Raw genomic sequence first — 21166 nt, forward strand, 5'->3', positions numbered from 1 at the left:
GGGGGGTGCGGGTCCGCCTCAGAGTGGCGTGCTGATCCCGCCGACGGAGTCGTGAGCCCGGCCGGGCTCGTCCTTCCGGCCGCGCTCGACGACCGAGTCGAGGATCTCCCCGGCCCTGATCGCGGTGTTCGACAGGAGGGACGAGGTAATGCCGTGGGTGTGCTCCGTGCCGCCCTGCAGATAGATCCCGCACCGCATTCCGGAACCCGTCGCCACGCGGTAGTCGCGCTCGACACGGACCCGTCCCCGGTCGTCGAGCCGGCAGCGCTCCCCCACATCGCCGAGCACGCCGAGGGCGTCGGCGGGCAGATAGCCGGTGGCGCAGACGACCACATCGGCGTCCAGCGTGGTCCGCTCCCCGGTCACCAGTGACTCGACCGTGGTGCGGACCGTTTCCGGCGTCTCGACGGCATCGGTCACCCGTGAGACGTTGAGGAACCGCAGCCGCCGGGTCCCGAGCACCTTCTCCTGGTACGCCGTGCGGTAGAGGTCGTCGATGAGGTCGATGTCCACCACGGCGTAGTTGGTGTTCCCGTGATAGTCCATCAGCCTGCGTTTTGTCTCGTCCGGGGCCGTGAAGTAGTCGCCGACCGCGTCCGGATCGAAGATCCGGTTGGCGAACCCGCTGTCGTCGGCGGGGCTGTAGCCGTAGCGCGAGAAGACCGCGCAGACCTCGGCCTCCGGGAAGCGGCGGTGCAGGTACGCCACGTTCTCGGCGGCGCTCTGCCCTGCCCCGACCACGACGAAGCGGGTCGGAGGCTCCTTCCCGTCCAGACCGTCCACCCTGGCCAGCAGGTCGGACGTGTGCCAGATCCGGTCCGTACGTGTGATGCCCTCGGGCATCCGCGGCCGCAGGCCCGTAGCGATCACGAGGTTCCGCGCCCGGTGGACCACGACCTCCGATCCCGAACGAGCGGTCACGTCCACGTACTCCACGACACCGTCACACTCGACCGGACGGACATCGATGACCTCGTGCCCGTAGGACACCATGTCGTCGACCTTGGCGGCAGCCCACTCGAGGTAGGCGTGGAACTCGACCCGCAGGGGGAAGAACGTCTTGCCGTTGATGAAGTCGACCAGGCGCCCCTGGCTCTGCAGATAGCAGAGGAAGCTGTATTCGCTCGACGGGTTCCGCAGCGTCACCAGGTCCTTGAGGAAGGACACCTGCATCGTGGCGTCGTCGATCAGCATCCCGCGATGCCAGCCGAACCGCGGCTGCTGCTCGAAGAAGTGAGCGGTGACGGCCTGCTGCCTGCCGACGCGTGAGTTGCGCTCGGCGAGCGCGATCGCCAGGGCCACATTGGACGGCCCGAAGCCGATCCCTATGAGGTCATGGACCGGTGGTGCGTCGTCGGGTGAAGCCTGTGACATGTCACTCCCATCGTGCGGGGGCGGCCGCTTGGCGGACGTGGGGAAACGGGGCTGGGCACACCGGCTGACCGACAGCCAGGGAACTTAGGTAAAGCTAACCTCATCGCGCCGAGCTGTCGACCTCACAAACCGGGCAGCAAGTGGTTGAGTGGCCGTCAACTGGGGCCGCTGTACGCGACGTTGTGCTTCAAGGTTAGGCTTGCTTTACTGAAGTTGCGGCCGAAGCGCGGTCACCGGGCGTGGATCGGCCGCGTGCCGGCGCTGAGGGGAAGGCCACTTCCGCCGCGTCGTACGGCGACGATCTCCGCCAGGACCGAGAGGGCGGTCTCCGCGGCTCCCCTGCCGCCCAGGTCGAGACCGATCGGCGAACGCAGAACGGCTAGTTGCGCCTCGGTCGTGCCGGCCGCACGGAGGCGTGCCACCCGGTCCTCGTGCGTACGGCGGCTCCCCATGGCACCCACATATCCCGCGGCGCTGCGCAGGGCACGGGTGAGCACCGGAATGTCGAAGCGGGGATCGTGGGTCAGGACGCACACCGCGGTCGTGGGGTCGATCAGGTCCTCATGGGCGCGGAACCAGCGATCCGGCCGGTCGGCGACGACCTCGTCGGCGCCCGGGAAGCGTCCGGGATCCGCGAACGCCGGTCTGGCGTCACAGACGGTCACCCGATGGCCGAGGGCAGCGCCGAAGTCCGCCAAGGACCGGGCGAACTCGGTGGCCCCGAAGATCAGGAGCCCGGGCCGGTGGGCGAAGGACTGCACCAGCAGCTCGCGCCCCGGCACGCAGGCAGTGCCGGCAGCCGGGCTTCCCGCACCCGGCCGCTCACCGTCGGGCGCCGCCCCCTCCCCCGCGTTCACCAGGCCGCTCTCACCGCGGGCCAGCATGCCCTCGGCGGCCAGGACCGCCACCCTGTCGGCAGCGGTGCCGCCCAGTGATCCGCTCACCGCCCCCCGGCCGACCGCGAGGCTCCCGCCGCCGTCGAGCGGCGTGACGAGGGCGACCGGCGACCCGTCCGCCAGGTCCGCCGAGACGCGGCCCAACGGCATCTCGGGGGTCACTTCGCGGATGAGCACCTCGATCGTCCCGCCGCAGGTCAGCCCCACCGCGAAGGCGTCCTCGTCGCCGATTCCCCAGCGCTCCACGACCGGCGGGCCCCCCGCGAACACCTCCTCGGCTGCCGCGATCACGGCGGCTTCGACGCATCCGCCGGACACACTGCCGACGATCCGGCCGTCCTCGGTCACCAGCATGGAAGCACCGGGGCCGTGCGGGGCCGAACCCCAGGTCCGCACCACGGTCGCCATGACGCAACGGATACCGGAGCCCTGCCAGGCCGCCGCCTGGCGGATGACATGTCGCATTCGCTCACCTCGGGCAGTGAAATCCGCGAGAGCCTCTTGCGGACGAGGGATTGCGGTGTCAATTGTTCCAGGCCCCGGATGGATCCGTACGGGTCGCTCACACGTCGGCGCGCCGGGGAGTGCCGGTGCGTCAGCCCTTCAGACGCTCACCGAGCTCTTCGGCGTCGGAGACGAACCACATCTGCTGCCCACGGTTGCACTCGCGGACGAAGTCCCGCAGCGCGGAACTGCCGTCGGTGTGGCGGGAGACGTCACCCAGCACCACCAGCCCCAGCCGGTAGTTGGCGAACTTCTGGACGATGTCGCCTGCGACACGGGTCTCCAGCCGGAAGAAGCTCTCGTCGAGACGTCCGACGGGAACGACGACCCACCGGGCGCCCTGGTAGCCCGCGTCACCGATGAGATCCAGGGCCTCGCGTTCACCGTGGATGGTCTCGCCCTCGGAGGGGCACAACAGGACGGGCACGTCGTGGACGGTCTGCAGGGTGCTCATGGGCGATAAGACTACGCAACGGGGCAGGCAGGCCCTCAGTGTTCGGCGCGCTTGCGGACGCGGAGCGCGGCGAGCCGAGAACGAGCTCTGCGGGACGGCCCCCTGCATCGAGCGTCCGGAGAACACCGTGCGCCGGCAGTGGCACACCGGAGCAGGCGCCCGCCCCCTCGTTCGGCATCGCGCCCCGGCACCTCGTCGGCCGGTCCTACGGAGAAGACCGTGCCCGGGCGTGCGCGGAGACGCACCCGTACCGGTGGGCGGCGCCCCGGCACCGCTCACCGGTACACCCCGCAGGCGGTGTCCGGGGCTCGTCCATTCGTACGGGCCAAGGCCACGGACGGCACCGGTTGTGTGATCAAAATCTGGTGCGGTTAACATATGAGCACCGCCTAGCTCGAAAGATGGACTTGTGACTGCCACCGAGGACTCGTTCACCAATTGGAAGACCCGCGAGGAGATCGCGGAGTCGATGATCCCGATCATCGGGAAGCTGCACCGGGAGCAGGACGTCACGATCCTGATCCACAGCCGCTCCCTGGTGAACAAGTCGGTGGTCAGCATCCTCAAGACCCACCGGTTCGCCCGCCAGATCGCCGGCGAGGAGCTCTCCGTCACCGAGACGCTGCCGTTCCTGCACGCCCTCGCCGCTCTCGACCTCGGCCCGTCGCAGATCGACCTCGGCATGCTCGCCGCGACGTACAGGACCGACGACCGCGGCCTGTCGGTGGAGGACTTCACCGCAGAGTCCGTAGCCGGTGCGACGGGCGCCAACAAGACGGAGCGCCGCGAGGCGCGCGATGTCGTCCTCTACGGCTTCGGCCGCATCGGCCGCCTCCTGGCCCGCCTGCTCATCGAGAAGACAGGCTCCGGCAACGGCCTGCGGCTGCGCGCCATCGTCGTACGCCGGGCTGCCGGGCAGGACATCGTGAAGCGTGCCTCGCTGCTGCGCCGAGACTCGATCCACGGCCAGTTCCAGGGCACGATCACCGTCGACGAGGCGAACAGCAGGATCATCGCCAACGGCAACGAGATCCAGGTGATCTACTCCGACGACCCGACGTCGGTGGACTACACGGCGCACGGCATCAAGGACGCCATCCTCATCGACAACACGGGCCGCTGGCGAGACCGCGAGGGCCTGTCCCAGCACCTGCGTCCCGGCATCTCGAAGGTTGTCCTGACCGCTCCGGGCAAGGGCGACGTCCCGAACATCGTGCACGGCGTGAACCAGCACATGATCAAGCCGGACGAGCAGATCATCTCCTGCGCCTCCTGCACCACCAACGCGATCGTCCCGCCGCTGAAGGCGATGGCGGACGAGTACGGCGTGCTGCGCGGCCACGTTGAGACCGTCCACTCGTTCACCAACGACCAGAACCTGCTGGACAATTACCACAACTCGGACCGCCGTGGCCGCTCGGCGCCGCTCAACATGGTCATCACGGAGACGGGCGCCGCGTCCGCCGTCACCAAGGCGCTGCCCGACCTCGACGCGAAGATCACCGGCAGCTCGATCCGCGTCCCGGTGCCGGACGTCTCGATCGCGATCCTGAATCTGCAGCTCGCGCGCGGCACCAACCGCGAGGAGGTCCTCGACTACCTCCGCAACGTGTCGCTGACGTCGCCGCTCAGGCGCCAGATCGACTTCATCACCGCTCCCGACGCGGTCTCGAGCGACTTCATCGGTTCGCGCCACGCCTCGATCGTCGACGCCGGCGCCACCAAGGTCGAGGGCGACAACGCGATCCTCTACCTCTGGTACGACAACGAGTTCGGCTACTCCTCCCAGGTCATCCGGGTGGTCCAGCACGTCTCCGGAGTCGAGTACCCGACCTACCCGGCCCCGGCGGTCTGACCCGCCCCACCAACGGCTCCCGGTGCTGCGAGGCAGCGCCGGGAGCCGTTGGTGTGCCCGTCGGTCCCGTGGACAGCCGGGAGGTGCACCGGAGGCGCGGGGCGACGCGAGACCCGTACCGCCTCGCCGTGGTCAGGCACCCGCGAAGGCGCCGCCCGCGTGGAAGGCCAGCTTCGCGAAGCGTTCGCCGATGCGTCGGTGCGTGGCGGCGTCGGGGTGGAGTGCGTCGGGAAGCGGCAGCTCGACGGAGTCCGCCTCACCGTAGAGTTCGCGGCCGTCGAGGTAGTGCAGGTTCGGGTCCTCGGCCGCCCGCTGCTGGACGATGCGGGCGAGTTCGCCCCTGATGATGTTCAGGGTGAGCTTTCCCGCAGCCGTTTCGGCGGGGTCCCCTGCCGCGCTGAAGCGCAGCTTCCCCGCGCTCAGGGCGGCGTGGTCCGCTGCGCTGGGGCCGGGTGTGTCCTCGTGGATGGGGCACAGGATGGGCGAGACGACCATCAGCGGTGTGGTGGGGTGGCCCTCACGGACGGTGTCGAGGAAGCCGTGCACGGCCGGAGTGAAGGCACGCAGGCGCATCGCGTCGGTGTTGACCAGGTTGATGCCCGTCTTGACGCTGATGCGGTCCGCGGGTGTGTCTCGCAGGGCGCGGGCGGTGAACGGGTCGAGCAGAGCACTCCCGGCGAACCCCAGGTTGACCAGCTCCACACCGCCGAGAGCGGCGGCCAGCGCGGGCCACGTGGTGGTGGGGCTCGCGGCGTCGGAACCGTGACTGATCGAACTGCCGTGATGCAGCCACACCTTGCGGCCCCGGTCCGGCACCGGCTCGACAGGGGCATCCGTGCGCAGGGCTATCAGCTCGGTGGTCTCGTTGTGCGGCAGCCAGATCTCGACGTCCTTCGGGTCGGCGGACAGACCGTCGAAGCGGAGGGTATCCGCCGGTCCCTGCCTGACGTCCGAGGATCCGGTGGCCATGTCGATGATCAGGGTGTTGCCACCGGTCGCCGAGGCCCGACCCGCAGGGCGGCCGTCGACCAGCAGGTCGTAGACCCCGTCCGGCCGGGGCGGAGCCCCCGCGTACACACGCTTGGTGGGCAGGATGTCCAGTTCCACGACCGTCGCCCGGGTACGCAGGACGAGCCGTACGCCGGAGGGCTGGACCTCCGCCACGGCCAACTGGCCGTCGGTGTTCTGGGCGCGGGCGCGGGCGGGCAGCCGGTGCGGCAGCAGACCGCGCTCGGTGCGCTCCAGATCGAGGGCGCCGCGCAGGAGGTCCGCGGTGATGGGGGTGCTTGTCAGCCGGGGCCGGTTGCTCATTGTCCGCTCCCTTTCCGGGTGGGCCTGTCCGGTTCGTCGGGGGTGTTCTCGCCCGGTCAGGGCGCGGGCCAGTTCCGCAGCAGGGCGTCGAGGGCGTCCAGGACCCGCGCCCAGGTCTCCTCCGTGCCGGGGGCGCTGTGGCTGAAGCTTCCTCCGGACTCCAGGCTGATGTATCCGTGGAAGACGCTGCCCAGCAGCCGGACCGCGTGCGTCTGGTCCGGCTCCGTCAGGTCGTAGCCGCGCAGGATCGCCCGCGTCATCCCGGCATGTCTGGCACCGGCGCTGGCGGCGGCGGCTTCCGGGTCGAGCCTCAGCTGAGCCGCGGCGTAGCGGCCAGGGTGTTCCCTGGCGTAGTCGCGGTAGGCGTTCGCGAAGGCCTCCAGCGCGTCCTTGCCCGCGCGTCCGGCCAGAGCGGCCGCGACACGGTCGGCGAGTTCCGACAGCGCCAGCAGGGCGATCCTCGTCTTGAGGTCCTGGGAGTTCTTCAGGTGCGAGTACAGGCTCGCGTCCTTGACGCCGAAATGCCGTGCCAGTGCCGCGACGGTCACCTTGTCGAAGCCGACCTCGTCGGCCATCTCCGCTCCTGCCTGAGTCAGGCGTTCCGCGGTCAGCCCTGCTCTCGCCATGGGCACCATCCCTTCCAGTGGGCTCGATTATGCATTTACCTAAAAGCATTAGGCAAATCACTGACCGTCCTAAGGTGTGCACCGCGTGAGGACGGCCCGGCTCGCCCGGACCCGGCGAGCCGGGCGGGGCCGGGCGGGGCCGGGCGCCGGAACCCTGCGCGTAGCCCGTACGGACGGCGTCAAGAAGTCCGCCGCATCCGTATGGGGCCCGTCAATGACACATATCGCGTGGCCCGCCGTGCGGTTTGCTTTTGCTCGGCCGCACCGGCCACTTCCATTTCCCTCAATTCACTTCAGGAGCCCACGATGGCCGATCCGGCCTTCGTCGTCACCACGATCGCGGTTTTCGCGCTGGTGGCCATCGCCGCCTGGGGGGTGACGAAGCTGTGACCGCCGACACCATCGCCGGCCTGGTCGTGGCCGTCTCCCTGCTGGTCTACCTCGTCCTGGCGCTTGTGTATCCGGAGAGGTTCTAGAGCCCGATATGAGCCCCGTAACAGCTGGTGTGCTCCAGTTGCTCGCGCTGATTTCCGCGCTCGCACTGGCATACCGTCCACTCGGTGACTACATGGCCCGGGTCTACTCCTCGGAAAGGCATTACAGGCCGGAGAAGTGGATTTACCGTGCCATCGGAGCGAACCCCTCGGCCTCGATGCACTGGCCCGCCTATCTGCGCGGCGTACTCGCCTTCTCCGCGGTGAGCGTCCTCTTCCTCTACGCGCTTCAGCGCCTGCAGGGGGTGCTGCCCGGTTCGCTCGGCTTCGTCTCGATCGACCCGGACCAGGCGTTCAACACCGCCGCCTCCTTCGTGTCGAACACCAACTGGCAGTCCTACTACGGCGAACAGGCCATGGGCCACGTCGTGCAGACGGGCGGCCTCGCGGTGCAGAACTTCCTCTCGGCGGCCGTCGGAATGGCCGTGGCCGTGGCCCTGGTACGCGGATTCTCACGCTCACGCACCGGCGGGCTCGGCAACTTCTGGACGGACCTGGTGCGCGGCACGGTGCGCATCCTGCTGCCGATCGCGGTGATCGGCGCACTGGTGCTGGTGGCGTGCGGTGTCATCCAGAACTTCTCCGGCATCCACGAGGTCGGCCGGTTCGCGGGCGGCACCCAGCAGTGGAACGGCGGCGCGGTCGCCTCGCAGGAGGTCATCAAGGAGCTGGGGACGAACGGCGGTGGTTACTTCAACGCCAACTCCGCCCACCCCTTCGAGAATCCGACCCCTTTCTCCAATCTCTTCGAGATCTTCCTGATCCTTCTGATCCCGTTCGCACTGACCCGCACGTTCGGCCGCATGGTCGGCAACCTGCGGCAGGGCTACGCGATCCTCGCCACGATGGCCACCATCTGGATCGGCTTCACCGCCCTGATGATGTGGACCGAATTCGCTCACCACGGGCCGGCTCCGGAGATCGCCGGCGGAGCGATGGAGGGCAAGGAGACCCGCTTCGGCATCGGCGGATCGTCGGTCTTCGCCGTGGCGACCACCCTCACGTCGACCGGTGCGGTCAACTCCTTCCACTCCTCCTACACGGGGCTGGGCGGTGGCATCACCATGCTGGGCATGCAGCTGGGCGAGATCGCCCCCGGAGGTGTCGGATCCGGCCTCTACGGCATGCTGGTGATGGCGCTCATCGCGGTGTTCATAGCCGGCCTCATGGTCGGCCGTACGCCGGAGTACCTGGGCAAGAAGATCGGCACCCGTCAGATCAAGTTCGCGGCGTGCTACATCCTGATCACCCCGGCGCTGGTTCTCTGCTTCACCGCGGTGGCAATGGCGCTGCCCACTCCCGCCGACTCGATGACCAACAGCGGTGCCCACGGATTCTCCGAGATCCTCTACGCCTACACCTCGGGCGCCAACAACAACGGCTCCGCGTTCGCCGGGCTCAACGCCGACACCCAGTGGTTCAACACCACGATCGGCATCGCGATGCTGCTCGGCCGCTTCCTGCCGATCGTGTTCGTCCTGGCACTGGCCGGCTCGCTCGCCGGCCAACCCCCCGTACCGGCCACGGCGGGCACTCTGCGGACCGACAAGCCCCTCTACGCGGGCCTGCTCCTCGGCACGATCATCGTCCTCACCGGTCTGACCTACTTCCCGGCCCTGGCGCTGGGTCCGCTCGCTGAAGGGCTCGCCTCATGAGCACCGTCGCACCCACCCGTTCCCCGCACGAGGATCTGCGCGGCGGCGCCGTCGCGTCAGGCCGTGCCGGCGGGGGCCTCTTCGACCCCAGGCAGTTGCTCCGGTCCTTTCCGGACGCGGTGCGTAAGCTCGATCCGCGGATCATGGTCAAGTCCCCGGTCATGTTCGTGGTGTTCGTCGGCTCCGTGGTCACCACCCTGCTGGCGTTCCGGGATCCGGGTGACTGGTTCGGCTGGGCCATCGCGGCCTGGCTGTGGCTGACCACGGTCTTCGCCAATCTCGCCGAAGCCGTCGCCGAGGGACGTGGCAAGGCCCAGGCCGACACCCTGCGCAAGGCGAAGACCGACACGGTCGCCCGCCGGCTGGACGGCCGCGACGAGGTCGAGGTGCCCGGCACGGAGCTGCGCGTCGGCGACCTGGTCGTCTGCGAGGCCGGCGACATCATCCCCGGCGACGGTGACGTCACCGAGGGCGTCGCGTCCGTCGACGAGTCCGCCATCACGGGCGAATCGGCCCCGGTGATCCGTGAGTCCGGCGGCGACCGCAGTGCCGTCACCGGGGGCACGAAGGTGCTCTCCGACCGGATCGTCGTGAGGATCACCGCCAAGCCGGGCGAGACCTTCATCGACCGGATGATCGCCCTGGTCGAGGGCGCGGCCCGGCAGAAGACCCCGAACGAGATCGCGCTCAACATCCTGCTCGCGTCGCTGACCATCGTCTTCCTGCTGGCCGTCGTGACGCTCCAGCCGTTCGCGATTTACGCCGGTGCCAGACAGTCGCTGATCGTGCTCACCGCGCTGCTGGTCTGCCTGATCCCTACGACCATCGGCGCGCTCCTCTCCGCGATCGGCATCGCGGGCATGGACCGGCTGGTCCAGCGCAACGTCCTGGCCATGTCGGGACGCGCGGTGGAGGCCGCGGGTGACGTCTCGACGCTGCTGCTCGACAAGACCGGCACGATCACCCTCGGGAACCGGCAGGCAGCGGAGTTCCTACCGGCGAAGGGTGCGACCGAGGGGGAGCTGGCCGATGCCGCGCAGCTGTCCTCGTTGGCCGACGAGACCCCCGAAGGCCGCTCGATCGTAGTGCTCGCGAAGGAGAGGTACGGCCTGCGCGAACGCCACCAGGGGGAGCTCGCCGACGCCGAATGGGTGCCCTTCACGGCTCAGACCCGCATGTCGGGAGTGAACCTGGACGGTCTCAAGGCCCGCAAGGGGGCGGCCGGTTCGGTCGCCGCGTGGGTGCGGGAGCGGGGCGGCCACGTCGCCGACGACGCCGGCCGGCTCGCCGACCGGATCTCGGAGGCCGGCGGCACACCGCTGCTGGTCGCCGTCGAGGACGCCGGGGGCGCCCGGATCCTCGGTGTCGTGCACCTGAAGGACGTCGTCAAGGACGGGATGCGGGAACGGTTCGACGAACTGCGCCGGATGGGCATCAGGACCGTCATGATCACGGGTGACAACCCGCTCACCGCCAAGGCGATCGCAGAGGAGGCGGGAGTCGACGACTTCCTCGCCGAGGCGACCCCCGAGGACAAGATGGCCCTCATCAAGCGGGAACAGGCGGGCGGCAGACTCGTCGCGATGACGGGTGACGGCACCAACGACGCCCCCGCGCTCGCCCAGGCGGATGTCGGCGTGGCGATGAACACCGGCACCTCGGCCGCCAAGGAGGCCGGGAACATGGTGGACCTGGACTCCGACCCCACCAAGCTGATCGAGATCGTCGGGATCGGCAAGCAGCTCCTCATCACCCGGGGCGCCCTGACCACGTTCTCCATATCGAACGACGTCGCGAAGTACTTCGCGATCATTCCGGCGATGTTCGCGGTGGCCCACCCCGGCCTCGAGAAGCTCGACGTGATGGGCCTCGCGTCACCGGAATCCGCGATCCTGTCCGCCGTCATCTTCAACGCGCTGATCATCATCGCCCTCGTACCGCTCGCCCTCAAGGGAGTCCGCTACCAACCGGCCGGCGCCGACAGGATGCTCCGCCGCAACCTCGGGATCTACGGACTGGGCGGCCTGGTCGCCCCGTTCGTCGGCATCAAGATCATCGACCTGCTCATCTCCCTCGTTCCCGGGCTCTCCTGAACCAGAACGGCTGATCGCCATGAACACCTCTGTCAAGAACACCACCCGCCTGCTCGGGGCCGGGCTGCGCGCACTGCTCGTCCTGAGCGTCATCTGCGGCGTCGTCTACCCGCTCACCGTCACGGGCGTCGCGCAGGCGTTCTTCCGCGCGAAGGCCAACGGTTCCGAGATCAGTGACGGAAACGGCGACACCGTCGGGTCGTCCCTGATCGGGCAGACGTACAACCTGCCGAAGCGGAACCCCGACGATCCGCAGGAGGCGGCGCAGCCGGACCTGAGGTGGTTCCAGCCGCGCCCCTCGAACGGCCTGGGGAGCAACAGCGTCAACCAGCGGTACGCGCTGATCCTCTCCGGTGCCACCAACCGCTCCGCGGACAACGCCGAACTGGTCACATGGGTCACCGAAGCGAAGGCGGCGGTCGTGGCGGACAACTCCACCCCGTCCTACACGGTGCGGCCCGAGGACGTACCGGCCGAGGCGGTCACGTCGTCCGGCTCGGGCCTCGACCCGGACATCTCCCCGGCGTACGCGCGGCTCCAGGTCCACAGGGTCGCCGAGCGGAACAACCTCCCGGTCCGGCAGGTCGCGGAGCTCGTGACCGAACACACCGAGGGCCGCACCCTCGGGTTCATGGGCGAGCCCCGGGTCAACGTGCTGGAGCTCAACATCGCGCTCAGGGACGTACGCAAGGGCTGACCCGACGCGGTGCCGGCGGTGCGTTCTGTTCAGCTTGAGCCCAACAGTCTCGAAAGTTTCGAGACCGATCGACTCGATTCCTGACGCGCATTCCGCATCGCCGGATGTACGAAGCTTCACCCTTCGACCCGCATCCCACTTGAACTGGCAGAACAGTAAGGACCCACCACACGCTCCGGGCCGACGCTTTCGTAATACCTGCCGAAAGTATTGACACCCAACGGAGCCAGCTCAACACTGTTCGCCGTCGGCAGACCTCAACCACTGTCGATCCGGGTCCCGTAGACCCCACCGGCGGGGCGACGGCGGTCCTGGCCGCCGCCGCCCCGCATCCAGCGGTTCCGCCCCATCCGATCAGGACGAGAAGGGCTCATGCCATGCGCATCCCAGCACGCCTGTTCTTACGGCCCGTGGTCGCGGCGCTGGCCGTCGTCACGCTGGCCGCGACCGCCACTGCCGCCACCGGCACGACCCCATCGCACGCCGCCACCGCCGCGGCCTGCAACGGGTACGTCGGCCTCGCCTTCGACGACGGCCCGTCGAACAGCACACCGGGCCTGCTCAACGCCCTGAAGCAGAACGGGCTGCGGGCCACCATGTTCAACCAGGGCCAGTACGCCGCCTCCAACGCGGCCCAGGTCAGGGCCCAGGTCGACGCCGGCATGTGGGTCGGCAACCACAGCTACACCCATCCCCACCTGACTCAGCAGAGTCAGGCACAGGTGGACTCCGAGCTCTCCCGCACCCAGCAGGCCATCGCCGCTGCCGGAGGCGGTACGCCGGAACTGTTCCGCCCTCCCTACGGGGAGTCCAACGCGACGGTGCGGGCTTCCGCTGCCAAGTACGGCCTGACGCAGATCATCTGGGACGTCGACTCACAGGACTGGAACGGCGCGAGCACCGATGCGATCGTGCAGGCCAGTGCCCGGCTCACCAACGGACAGATCATCCTCATGCACGACTGGTCGGCCAACACGCTCGCCGCGATCCCGCGTATCGCCCAGGGTCTGGCGAGCCGCGGGCTGTGCGCCGGCATGATCTCTCCGCAGACCGGCTGCGCCGTCGCCCCCGACGGCGGCGGCACGGGCGGCGGCGGGTGTGCCGCCACCCTGACGGCGGGCGACAGGTGGAGCGACCGCTACAACATCAACGTCGCGGTCTCCGGATCCAGCAACTGGACCGTCACGATGACCCTCCCCTCCCCCGCCAAGGTCCTCTCCACCTGGAACACCGGCGCCACCTACCCCAGCTCACAGGTACTCATCGCCAAACCGAACGGGAGCGGCAACAACTGGGGCGCCACCATCCAGGCCAACGGCAACTGGACCTGGCCCACCGTCACCTGCACCACCGGCTGACACGGGCTTCCGGGACCGGTGGGGGCGGCGAGACCCTGCCCGCCACCTCCACCGGCTTCCCGCAGCCCTGAGTCAGGGCGGTGAGGCTGGATACCTCGTTGACGTCGGATCTGCTGTCCGAACCGCGACCGTGCCTCACAGCGTCTGCGGGCAAACGGGTTCCTCACCGGATTCGGGGGCATAGTTCCGCCGTTCGGCAGCGGACAGGTCGCGGGCCACGGCTCGGCAGATGGTGTCGACCGCTTCATCGGGCGCGGAGAGCACGACGTCCCAGAGGCGTACGATCCGGTCCCCGGTTCCTGCTGCCAGAGTCCGTCCGTCCGGGCTGAGGGCCACCACGGTGACGACGCCGCCGGGCAGGGAGAACGTGGTGCGGGACCGCTGGGTCGACAGGTCCCACAGCCGCACGGTGCCGTCGTAGCTGCTACTCGCGAGCGTCATGCCGTCAGCGGAGAACGCAGTGGTGGTGACGTGGCGGGTATGACCGGTGAGCGTCGCCCGGAGGCTGCCGTCAGTGGTGTCCCAGACGCGGATGTCGCCCTCCGACCGGCCGATTGCAAGGCTTCGCCCGTCGGGCGAGAACATCAGCTTCCCGGTATCCGCGACGGTGGCCAGCGTCTTGCCCTCGGCGGTGTCCCACAACCTGGTCCGCTGTCCTTGGCTGACGGCCAGAACGCCCCCGTCCGACGACAGGGCCAGTTCAGCCTGCCCCTTGTCCTGGTCCGGCAGCGGTACCCGGGGTAAGTCCTTGCCGGTACGGGTGTTCATCAGCCGGGCTTTCGCGTCCTCCCCGTGCTCGACGAAGCCCAACACCTCACCGTCCCCGCTGAGGGCCACCGCCTCTACGTAGCCGCTGTCATGACGCCCCGGCGCGGCGAGGACCCGGCCGGTGGCCACGTCCCACAGTTCGACCCTTCCCTTTTCGCTCCATCCCACTGCCAGCGCACGCTGATGGGCGTCGAATGCCGTGGCCCACGCGACGCGGCCGGAAAGCTCGCCCTGCAGCCTGCCCCTGGCCGGGGCCCACAGCTGTACGGTGTCGCCGCGAGCCAGCAGTGCGCGGGAATCGGGGCTGAAGACCAGAGAGGGTGGGCTCCCGGCGTGCTGCGTGGTGTCGGCGTTCAGGGCCAGCCGCGGCAGAACAGTGCTGAGGCCCCAAACCCGCGCTCCGTCATTCCCCCCGGTGAGGAGTGAGCGGCCGTCGGGAGTGAAGACCGCGGGCTCCGTCACACGGCTGTAGACACCCAGGGTTTTTCGGGCAGGGACATCCCAGAGCCTTGCCGTGCCGTCGTTGTAGATGGCCGCGAGCGTGTGTCCGTCCGGGCCGAAGGTCACGTCGTCGACGAGGGTGCTGTCCCGTCCCTGGAGGGTGGTGGTGGCCCACTCACCTCCGGTAACCTCCCACAGAGCGGCGGAGCCGTCCTGATGACCGACCGCGAGGAGTGCGCCGTCGGCACTGAATTCCAGTGTGCCGATGGCCTTCGCGCCGTGTGAGGCCAACGATTCCTTGCGCTTGCCGCTCGCGACGTCCCACAGTTCGAGGGTGCCGTTGCCACTGCCGATGGCCACGGTGCGCCCGTCAGGTGAAAACGCGTGGAACGACTCCGCCCTCACGACGGTGTAGCCGGTGAACCGGTGCGTGGGACGGTGTGCCGTCAGGTTCCAGACCGTGATCTCGGAGTCGGTGTTGCTGCTGAGCAGGCGACGGCCGTCCGGGGTGAAACGCAGTGCTGCGACAGGCCGCTCGCCCGAGTCCAGGATCTCGCCGCGTTGCCGGTCGGACCGCACGTCCCATAGTCGGATGCCGCCGTCGCCGGTACCCACAGCGAGCGACTTTCCCGTCGGGTCGAAGACGATCTCCCGAAGGTTCGCGGCGGGAAGTCGCAGCTTGCGTGCCTTCCCGTCGGACAGCGACCAGATCCGTACATGCTGCTCGTCATCGACGGCCGCGAGGTTCTTCCCGTCGGGGCTGAGTGCCATGGCCACCCCTGTCACGTCCGGGAGCCGGAGTTTCAGGGGCAGCCCGGCCGCGGCGTACACGGCAGCGGTGGCCTCCTCAGTGGGTTTCGTCCGGTACGCCTGGACGGCGAGCAGCGACGCAAGGTCGGGCGAGGAGTCGATCAGGCCCGCGGACTGGGCGGCGAGTTGCCTCGACCGGGCCATCTCCTCGGCCTCGACGGCAGTCTGCCGCTGCCATACCGCGATTCCCGCCGCCAGGAGCGACGTAGCGAGGGCGACGGCCAGGAAGCTGTTCAGGCGGCGCAGTCTCCTGTGTCTGGCCTGCTGGTGGTCTCGGCTCGCCCGGAGGAAGGCGGCCGTCTCACGAGGTAGTCGGCGCGCGGCCGCGTGCTCCAGTCCCTCGCTCAGTACCGATCCGCTGAGGAGCTCTTCCGGAGACCGCTGGTGCGCCGTCCAACGGGCGCGCTGTTCCTCGGCCCGGCGCAGCCAGTCCTGGAAGCGATGGTCCTGCCGGACCCATTCCCGTAGCTCACCCCAGTCGCGGATCAGCGCCTCGTGAATGAGTTCGGCGACCGGTGTTCGAGGGCCGTCAGAGAGGTTTCGGGTGATGATGATGCGGGTGTGGATGAGTGCGTCGAGCACCTCGCCCACTTCCGGACCGCCTCCGGCGTCGGCGGCGATGTCCCGCAACGTGCTCAGCGGAAGTTGCTGGCGGACGGCGGGGATTCGGCGGGCCTCGTCGGCAGGGCGCACCAACGCGGTGAGCAGTCGCTGCGCGATCGGCTGCTGGGCCGGGGCCATCTGGTGCAGCGCCGTGTTGCACCAGGTGGCGAGGGAGCCGCTGATGCTGCCCAGCCGCTGGTAGGCGTCGTGGGTGAGGCGACCGTCTGTCCGCCTTCGCCAGAGCTCGCTGAGGGCGAGTTCGAGCGCCGGCAGCATGGTGGAGCGGGCGCGCTGAGCACCGGCACCGGCCCGTGCGGGTTCGGCGTTCAGGACGTCGGTCACGATGCGTTGCGGCAGACCGTCGGCGAAGCGCAGCCCGACCGCTTCCGCAGGCAGGGTGATGATGTCGCGCAGTTCCTGCACGCCGAGCGTCGCCGGCACATCCACCAGTCCGGGTTTCACTGCTGCCCGGAGGCCGGGAGCGACAGCGAGTCGGGGGTAGAAGTCGTCCCGCATGATGAGGATCATGCGAGCCGGGACGTCCGAGGCGGCCAAGGCTTCCAGCTGGTCGAGTGCGGTGCGGCAGGCATGCGGCGGCTCCCCGCCCGTGTCGCCGGGCCCTTCGCGGAGCAACTCCTCGAAGGGGTCGACGACCAGGAGCAGTTGGTCGTACAGAGGATCGGCGTCAAGCCGTGCAGCCACAGCTGCTCCCAGCCCCTCGGTGGCCCTCGGCAGGCCGGACCGCTCCAGCTCGGCGAGCAGGTCGTCGCCGGGGCGGACCAGCACGGGCAGCCAGCGGTCGCTGCCCGGGAGCCGGCCTTCTGCGAGTGCCGGCAGCACACCCGCCTGTACCAGCGAGGACTTGCCCGAGCCCGAGGGGCCCAGCAGCAGGACTGCCCGCTGCGGACCGGCCAGCGCTTCCAGAACCTGGTCGACGGCGGCGGTGCGCCCATGGAACCAGCCGGCCTGGTCGGCGGTGAAGGTGTCGAGCCCTAGGTAGGGGCACACTTCCCGATCGACCAGGCCGGGCCAGGCCTCCCGAATGGCCTGGACGGGAGTGGCGTAGGCAATGCCCAGACCCTTGAGATGATCGTCCGGCGGGCCGATGGCGGTGACCATCCCGATGACGAGTCCGGTCGTCTCGTCGACCACCGGACTTCCGCTGAAGCCGGTGGCCAGGTCGTTGCTGTCGGAAAGTTGGAGAAGCCCACCGGGCATGCCGTCGACCGGGAGGAGATGGCCTGCCTGCCCATAACCGAAATGCCCCTCGGACGGGGCCTGGGCCGGAAAGCCGTAGCTCCATATTCGGTGACCGCGGCCGTCCGCCGACGAGCCCAACCGCATTGCTCCGGTTCCCGGCGGGGTGTTGTCGAGCCGGATGAATGCGAGGTCCTGCTTCTCGGGGTCGCGCCACCCCTCGGCGAGCAGGATCCCGGTGCTGCGCGCGACGTGGCCGGTGTGCGGGAAGTGGACGGTGACCTCTTCGCCCGCGGACACCCGTGCGTTCCGGGCGACATGCGCGCAGGTGATCAGCAGGTTCTCCTGCACCAAGAACCCCGCACCGGCCGTTCTGCCGTCTGCGGCGAAGACACGGGCGACCGACGCCTCCGGTGCCGTTCCTGCCACGTCGCCTCCGCCCTCAGCCTGCCGTCGGTGGTTGCCCGGCCTTGTTCCACTGCAAGCGCACCTTGAGATGGCAGGAGGCCTCGGTGCTGGTGATGATGGCTCCGGCCCGGCCGGCAAGGTTGACTCCGAACTCGACCTCGAGCTCGTCCGGCTGGGCGTGTGTCAGTTGTTCGAGGATGGTCCGCGAGGCGGCGGTCACCGGCTGGAGCACCGCGCGAAGGCCGGCCGGGAGTTCGTCGACCAGGTCCCCGAGCCGGCCGGCCTTGACCGGCCCGTCCAGTCCCTCCACTCCGTCACCGAGCACCTCCAGAAGCACTGCGCCTCCGTCTTCCAGCGGCATGCGCACAACGCTGCCCACCAGTCCTCCTGTATGTGGTCTGCTGATGCCCGCCGGAGCCGAGTTGGCCGCCGACCCTCGTCATGGGCACAGATGTACCATCCGCACACCACGGCTGCAGCCAATGCGCGGGGAATGGCCGGATCGTGCGCGTGGTGGTCAGTCGGACAGCGGACACGACCGCTCTGGTGCTCGTGCCCGCCGACGCACGGCCGCTCCGCTGCTCGTGCTGCCAGGATCTCCGACGGCGCCGACTCGGCTCTCCCGACTGCGACTTCAGGATGAACAGGGCTCTTCGGCCCCCTCGTTCCCTATTCTGTTCGCAAGCTGATCATCCGCTGCCGCGCACACCCAGGAGTTCGCCATGTCCCGACCGGAGAACGATGCCCACGCCCAGCGCATCGACACCAGCAGACCCCATCCCGCCCGGATGTACGACTGGTTCCTCGGCGGCAAGGACAACTATCCGGTGGACGAGGCCATGGGCCGGCAGATGCTTGCCGTGGAACCCGGAGTCCCGGTCATGGCCAAGGTGAACCGGGCCTTCATGCACCGGGCCACCCGGTGGCTGAGCGGGCAGGGAATCCGCCAGTTCCTCGACATCGGCTCGGGGATACCCACCGAGCCGAATCTCCACCAGGTCGCCCAGCAGGAGGCACCCACCACACGGGTCGTCTACTGCGACAACGATCCGATCGTCCTGGCCCACGCCGAAGCACTGCTGAAGGGCACGCAGGAGGGTGCCATCGACTACGTGCAGGCGGACGCCCGTGACGTGGACGCCATCCTCGACCACGCCGGCAGGACACTGGACTTCAGCCGCCCGGTCGCGCTCTCGCTGATCTCGTTGCTGCACTTCGTGAGCGACGAGGACGGCGCCTACGAACTGGTGGACCGGCTGACCGCGGTACTCGCGCCGGGCAGTCATCTGGTGATCTCGCACCTCACCGCCGACTTCCACCCCTCAGAGGCCCGCAAGGTCGACGAGATGTACAAGGCGAACACGCTGACCCTGGCACCGCGCACCCGTGAGCAGTTCGCCCGCTTCTTCGGCGGACTCGACGTCGTCGAGCCCGGCATCGTGGCAGCCGAGGCATGGCACCCCGAGCTGGGTGAGCCGGTGCCCGGCCAGGACGACATCATCAGCGCCGGCTACGTGGCGGTGGGCCGCAAGCCGTAGCCCGCGCTGCGGGGCCGGGGCCTCAATCGGCCCGGCTCTCGCCCCGGACGCAGGAGAGGACCACGACGAGAGGCCATAGCGACTGGGCGAACGTGAGGACGCGCTCAGTCGCTCCCGCGGTGTCGAGCACGAAGAGCGCGAGCAGGAACCAGGCACCACCGAGCCACATCAGCGCGGCCGCCGTCACGGACGGCCCGGGCCGCAGGCCCCACGGCGGTTCAGCCGCACGGGACCGGCCCGCGGCCCGCCTGCCGGACGTGGACCGTCGGCCCGCGGCGCCTTCGCGTCGCACCGCCATGACCGGCCACAACGCGAGCAGTGAGAAGCCCACGGCCACGACCACACCATGGGCGAACGAGCCACCGCTGCTCGGGGCCGGGAACAGGGCCAGCAGCATCGCGGAGAGTCCGCCGCCGGCCAGCGCCGCCCGTCCGGCCGGCGCGGCGGGTCGCAGTCCGCACGCGGTGACCACATAGCAGGTCCCCAGGGCGAGCAGGGCCGACGTCATCACCCAGTACCCGCCGGCGCCGTCGGAGGCCAGGACGCTGATCGTCGTGGTCGCCTGGTCGTAGTCCGGCCCCTGAAGCTCTGCCGAGACGGACCAGCCGCCGACGAGCAGGACCGGTGCGCACAACGAGGAGAACAGAACCCACCAGGGGACAGATCGCATCGGTGAACGGTAGAACGCGTGGACCGCCACGGGCCGGTTGTACACGCAGGCGAGCCGCGCTGCGTACTCCGTGCGCCAGTGGGTACACGCATGACGCCGGGTCACATGAGGCTGCGTGAACCGCACCGCTTGGCCGACCAGGCAATGGCCCCGTGTCCCGGAGCGCCGTATCGGACATGGATCGAAACCGGAGGAAGACCTGCTGTGCTGACACCCAGTCCCCAGGACCTGAGAGTGGCGATGGCCCGTTACGCCGACGCGCGGATCGAGGACGCGCGCCGTTCCACGGAAGCAACCGCCCGGGCCGTCGAGGACGCCGCCTACACGCTGTGCGTCATGACCGGCACCCAGGCCGTTCCGCAGGCCCTCCGCGTAGCCGACAGCATGCTCGGCATGGGCGCCACGGTGTCCCCCGCTCTCCGCCGGCCCGTCCGCACACAGCAGGACGACCGCCTCCAGACAGCCTGAGAGCCCATCAGCGCGAGCATCCGTACCGCACCGCCCGCGTGGCCTTGGTTACCCCGGCTCGTCGCTCCCCTCCCACCGGCGCCGTCGCTGCCTTCAATCCCGCCGGTCGGACGAACTACCGCACCACCAGCACCGACGCACCCGCGATCGCCAATGCCGTGGCGGCGATGCGGGTGCGCCGTACGTTCGGGTCCTGGAAGACCGTCTGCACCCGGCGGCGGGCCGGCAGTTCCTTGCCGCACAGGGCGAAGGGGGCTGTTGGTCGAACCGTACGTCGGCCCCGTCCAGGGCCGTCAGCCGGCGCCCGCCTCTCCCGGCTCCCGTTCGGGGCGACGCCGAACGGCCGGCTGGTCGGGATAGTCGGCTTCGGAGAGCCCGGAACCGAGGTCGCCCGGCTGCAGCGCGGCGAAACACTCGTGACCGTGGTGCGCACCGGCGGGAGCTGATCTGTGAGCGGCGATCCGGTGCCACCGACGGTCCTCGGTGGCACCGGCGTCCGCGCTCATCCAGCGGCAGCGGTCAGGGACTCGTAGTGCGCCCCGAGCCTCCGCAGGTAGAAAAGGTCTCCGGTGTCCTGATCACGCTCGAAGCGCGGGGCGTCCTTGATCTCTTCCCTGGTGCACCTGACCTTGATCACACGTTCGCCGTGCTCGACGGCCGTCACCATGCCGGCCGGCACGACGACGCTTCTGCCGAACTTCCAGACACCCGCGTCGATCACCAGATGGTCGAACCCGGGCACCGGTGAGAGTCTGACGACCGGGCCCACGCTTCCGTCGGGTGCCTGCACGTCGTATCCGATCACGTCGTCGCCCAGCGGGCCGTCCAGCTGTTCCGGAGCTGTCCAAATCGTGTACACGGTCGCCTCCTCCTGGCAGCCTGGTCCGGCCGCCGGATCTTCCATATGCCCCGTCGGGCGTGGACGAAGCGGCTGAACCCGGCCCGG

18 protein-coding genes are annotated in these 21166 nt (G+C 69.3%); 9 read left to right on the forward strand and 9 right to left on the reverse strand.

Annotated elements, in window-relative coordinates; all coding sequences use genetic code 11:
* Positions 1 to 18: 18 nt before the first annotated feature.
* From BFF76_RS03950 to BFF76_RS03960, 3 genes are all read right to left on the reverse strand, one after another.
* Entirely contained in the window at positions 19 to 1374 is a 1356-nt protein-coding gene (locus BFF76_RS03950; RefSeq protein ID WP_042836344.1) for a lysine N(6)-hydroxylase/L-ornithine N(5)-oxygenase family protein, read from the reverse strand.
* 230 nt (positions 1375 to 1604) lie between these two features.
* Positions 1605 to 2735, reverse strand: coding sequence for an XdhC family protein (locus BFF76_RS03955; RefSeq protein ID WP_065847175.1), 1131 nt, complete (start codon positions 2733 to 2735; stop codon positions 1605 to 1607).
* Between the two features lie 130 nt (positions 2736 to 2865).
* Positions 2866 to 3228: a DUF4180 domain-containing protein gene (locus BFF76_RS03960; protein ID WP_031092689.1), complete on the reverse strand. Its 363-nt coding sequence runs from the start codon at positions 3226 to 3228 to the stop codon at positions 2866 to 2868.
* A 409-nt stretch (positions 3229 to 3637) separates the two neighbouring features.
* Between BFF76_RS03960 and BFF76_RS03965 the strand changes: the two genes are divergently transcribed.
* Positions 3638 to 5083: a glyceraldehyde-3-phosphate dehydrogenase gene (locus tag BFF76_RS03965; RefSeq protein ID WP_031092691.1), complete on the forward strand. Its 1446-nt coding sequence runs from the start codon at positions 3638 to 3640 to the stop codon at positions 5081 to 5083.
* 132 nt (positions 5084 to 5215) lie between these two features.
* Here BFF76_RS03965 and BFF76_RS03970 read toward each other — a convergent pair whose 3' ends face one another.
* On the reverse strand, positions 5216 to 6394 hold the full coding sequence (locus BFF76_RS03970) for an SGNH/GDSL hydrolase family protein (protein ID WP_065847177.1): 1179 nt from the start codon (positions 6392 to 6394) through the stop codon (positions 5216 to 5218).
* A 56-nt stretch (positions 6395 to 6450) separates the two neighbouring features.
* Complete coding sequence (locus BFF76_RS03975; RefSeq protein ID WP_031092694.1) at positions 6451 to 7020, reverse strand: TetR/AcrR family transcriptional regulator; 570 nt, start codon at positions 7018 to 7020, stop codon at positions 6451 to 6453.
* A 228-nt stretch (positions 7021 to 7248) separates the two neighbouring features.
* On the opposite strand from BFF76_RS03975, the gene BFF76_RS32845 reads away from it, so the two are divergent.
* From BFF76_RS32845 to BFF76_RS04000, 6 genes are all read left to right on the forward strand, one after another.
* Positions 7249 to 7410 carry a hypothetical protein gene (locus BFF76_RS32845; protein ID WP_158709601.1) on the forward strand — a complete coding sequence of 54 codons (162 nt, stop codon included), beginning with the start codon at positions 7249 to 7251 and terminating at the stop codon, positions 7408 to 7410.
* Positions 7407 to 7496, forward strand: coding sequence for a K(+)-transporting ATPase subunit F (kdpF, locus tag BFF76_RS32080; protein ID WP_042836345.1), 90 nt, complete (start codon positions 7407 to 7409; stop codon positions 7494 to 7496). The genes BFF76_RS32845 and kdpF overlap by 4 nt, the downstream gene beginning before the upstream one ends.
* Positions 7497 to 7504: 8 nt before the next feature.
* Positions 7505 to 9169, forward strand: a complete 1665-nt coding sequence (gene kdpA, locus BFF76_RS03985) for a potassium-transporting ATPase subunit KdpA (RefSeq protein WP_053930029.1) — start codon at positions 7505 to 7507, stop codon at positions 9167 to 9169.
* On the forward strand, positions 9166 to 11262 hold the full coding sequence (gene kdpB / locus BFF76_RS03990; protein ID WP_065847179.1) for a potassium-transporting ATPase subunit KdpB: 2097 nt from the start codon (positions 9166 to 9168) through the stop codon (positions 11260 to 11262). The genes kdpA and kdpB overlap by 4 nt, the downstream gene beginning before the upstream one ends.
* A 19-nt stretch (positions 11263 to 11281) precedes the next feature.
* Positions 11282 to 11959: a potassium-transporting ATPase subunit C gene (locus BFF76_RS03995; RefSeq protein WP_065847181.1), complete on the forward strand. Its 678-nt coding sequence runs from the start codon at positions 11282 to 11284 to the stop codon at positions 11957 to 11959.
* A 377-nt stretch (positions 11960 to 12336) separates the two neighbouring features.
* A complete protein-coding gene (locus BFF76_RS04000; protein WP_065847183.1) occupies positions 12337 to 13317 on the forward strand; it encodes a polysaccharide deacetylase family protein in 981 nt (326 codons plus the stop codon).
* 135 nt (positions 13318 to 13452) lie between these two features.
* Here the strand turns inward: BFF76_RS04000 and BFF76_RS04005 are convergent, their stop codons facing one another.
* Entirely contained in the window at positions 13453 to 17565 is a 4113-nt protein-coding gene (locus BFF76_RS04005; RefSeq protein WP_065847185.1) for an nSTAND1 domain-containing NTPase, read from the reverse strand.
* A 13-nt stretch (positions 17566 to 17578) separates the two neighbouring features.
* Complete coding sequence (locus BFF76_RS04010) at positions 17579 to 17905, reverse strand: CU044_2847 family protein (protein ID WP_065847187.1); 327 nt, start codon at positions 17903 to 17905, stop codon at positions 17579 to 17581.
* A 361-nt stretch (positions 17906 to 18266) separates the two neighbouring features.
* Between BFF76_RS04010 and BFF76_RS04015 the strand changes: the two genes are divergently transcribed.
* The gene (locus BFF76_RS04015) at positions 18267 to 19082 is read left to right on the forward strand and encodes an SAM-dependent methyltransferase (RefSeq protein WP_031092714.1); all 816 of its coding nucleotides are present in this window, start codon (positions 18267 to 18269) and stop codon (positions 19080 to 19082) included.
* Positions 19083 to 19104: 22 nt separating this feature from the next.
* Here BFF76_RS04015 and BFF76_RS04020 read toward each other — a convergent pair whose 3' ends face one another.
* Positions 19105 to 19752 (reverse strand): DUF998 domain-containing protein, encoded by a 648-nt coding sequence (locus tag BFF76_RS04020; RefSeq protein ID WP_031092716.1) that lies wholly within the window; start codon positions 19750 to 19752, stop codon positions 19105 to 19107.
* A 204-nt stretch (positions 19753 to 19956) separates the two neighbouring features.
* Between BFF76_RS04020 and BFF76_RS04025 the strand changes: the two genes are divergently transcribed.
* Complete coding sequence (locus tag BFF76_RS04025; RefSeq protein ID WP_031092718.1) at positions 19957 to 20220, forward strand: DUF5133 domain-containing protein; 264 nt, start codon at positions 19957 to 19959, stop codon at positions 20218 to 20220.
* Between the two features lie 502 nt (positions 20221 to 20722).
* Here the strand turns inward: BFF76_RS04025 and BFF76_RS04035 are convergent.
* A complete protein-coding gene (locus BFF76_RS04035; RefSeq protein ID WP_234316727.1) occupies positions 20723 to 21079 on the reverse strand; it encodes a hypothetical protein in 357 nt (118 codons plus the stop codon).
* Positions 21080 to 21166: the final 87 nt, after the last annotated feature.

The organism is Streptomyces mutomycini, from assembly GCF_001700505.1.
GTDB lineage: Bacteria > Actinomycetota > Actinomycetes > Streptomycetales > Streptomycetaceae > Streptomyces > Streptomyces mutomycini.

Excerpts from the sequence above, each read along its gene's own strand:
- BFF76_RS04010 (WP_065847187.1), bottom strand. The coding sequence starts at position 17,905 with ATGCCGCTGGAAGACGGAGGCGCAGTGCTTCTGGAGGTGCTCGGTGAC.
- BFF76_RS04015 (WP_031092714.1), top strand. The coding sequence starts at position 18,267 with ATGTCCCGACCGGAGAACGATGCCCACGCCCAGCGCATCGACACCAGC.
- kdpB (WP_065847179.1), top strand. The coding sequence starts at position 9,166 with ATGAGCACCGTCGCACCCACCCGTTCCCCGCACGAGGATCTGCGCGGC.
- kdpA (WP_053930029.1), top strand. The coding sequence starts at position 7,505 with ATGAGCCCCGTAACAGCTGGTGTGCTCCAGTTGCTCGCGCTGATTTCC.
- BFF76_RS03960 (WP_031092689.1), bottom strand. The coding sequence starts at position 3,228 with ATGAGCACCCTGCAGACCGTCCACGACGTGCCCGTCCTGTTGTGCCCC.
- BFF76_RS03995 (WP_065847181.1), top strand. The coding sequence starts at position 11,282 with ATGAACACCTCTGTCAAGAACACCACCCGCCTGCTCGGGGCCGGGCTG.
- BFF76_RS03955 (WP_065847175.1), bottom strand. The coding sequence starts at position 2,735 with ATGCGACATGTCATCCGCCAGGCGGCGGCCTGGCAGGGCTCCGGTATC.
- BFF76_RS03975 (WP_031092694.1), bottom strand. The coding sequence starts at position 7,020 with ATGGCGAGAGCAGGGCTGACCGCGGAACGCCTGACTCAGGCAGGAGCG.
- BFF76_RS04020 (WP_031092716.1), bottom strand. The coding sequence starts at position 19,752 with ATGCGATCTGTCCCCTGGTGGGTTCTGTTCTCCTCGTTGTGCGCACCG.
- BFF76_RS03970 (WP_065847177.1), bottom strand. The coding sequence starts at position 6,394 with ATGAGCAACCGGCCCCGGCTGACAAGCACCCCCATCACCGCGGACCTC.
- BFF76_RS03950 (WP_042836344.1), bottom strand. The coding sequence starts at position 1,374 with ATGTCACAGGCTTCACCCGACGACGCACCACCGGTCCATGACCTCATA.
- BFF76_RS04000 (WP_065847183.1), top strand. The coding sequence starts at position 12,337 with ATGCGCATCCCAGCACGCCTGTTCTTACGGCCCGTGGTCGCGGCGCTG.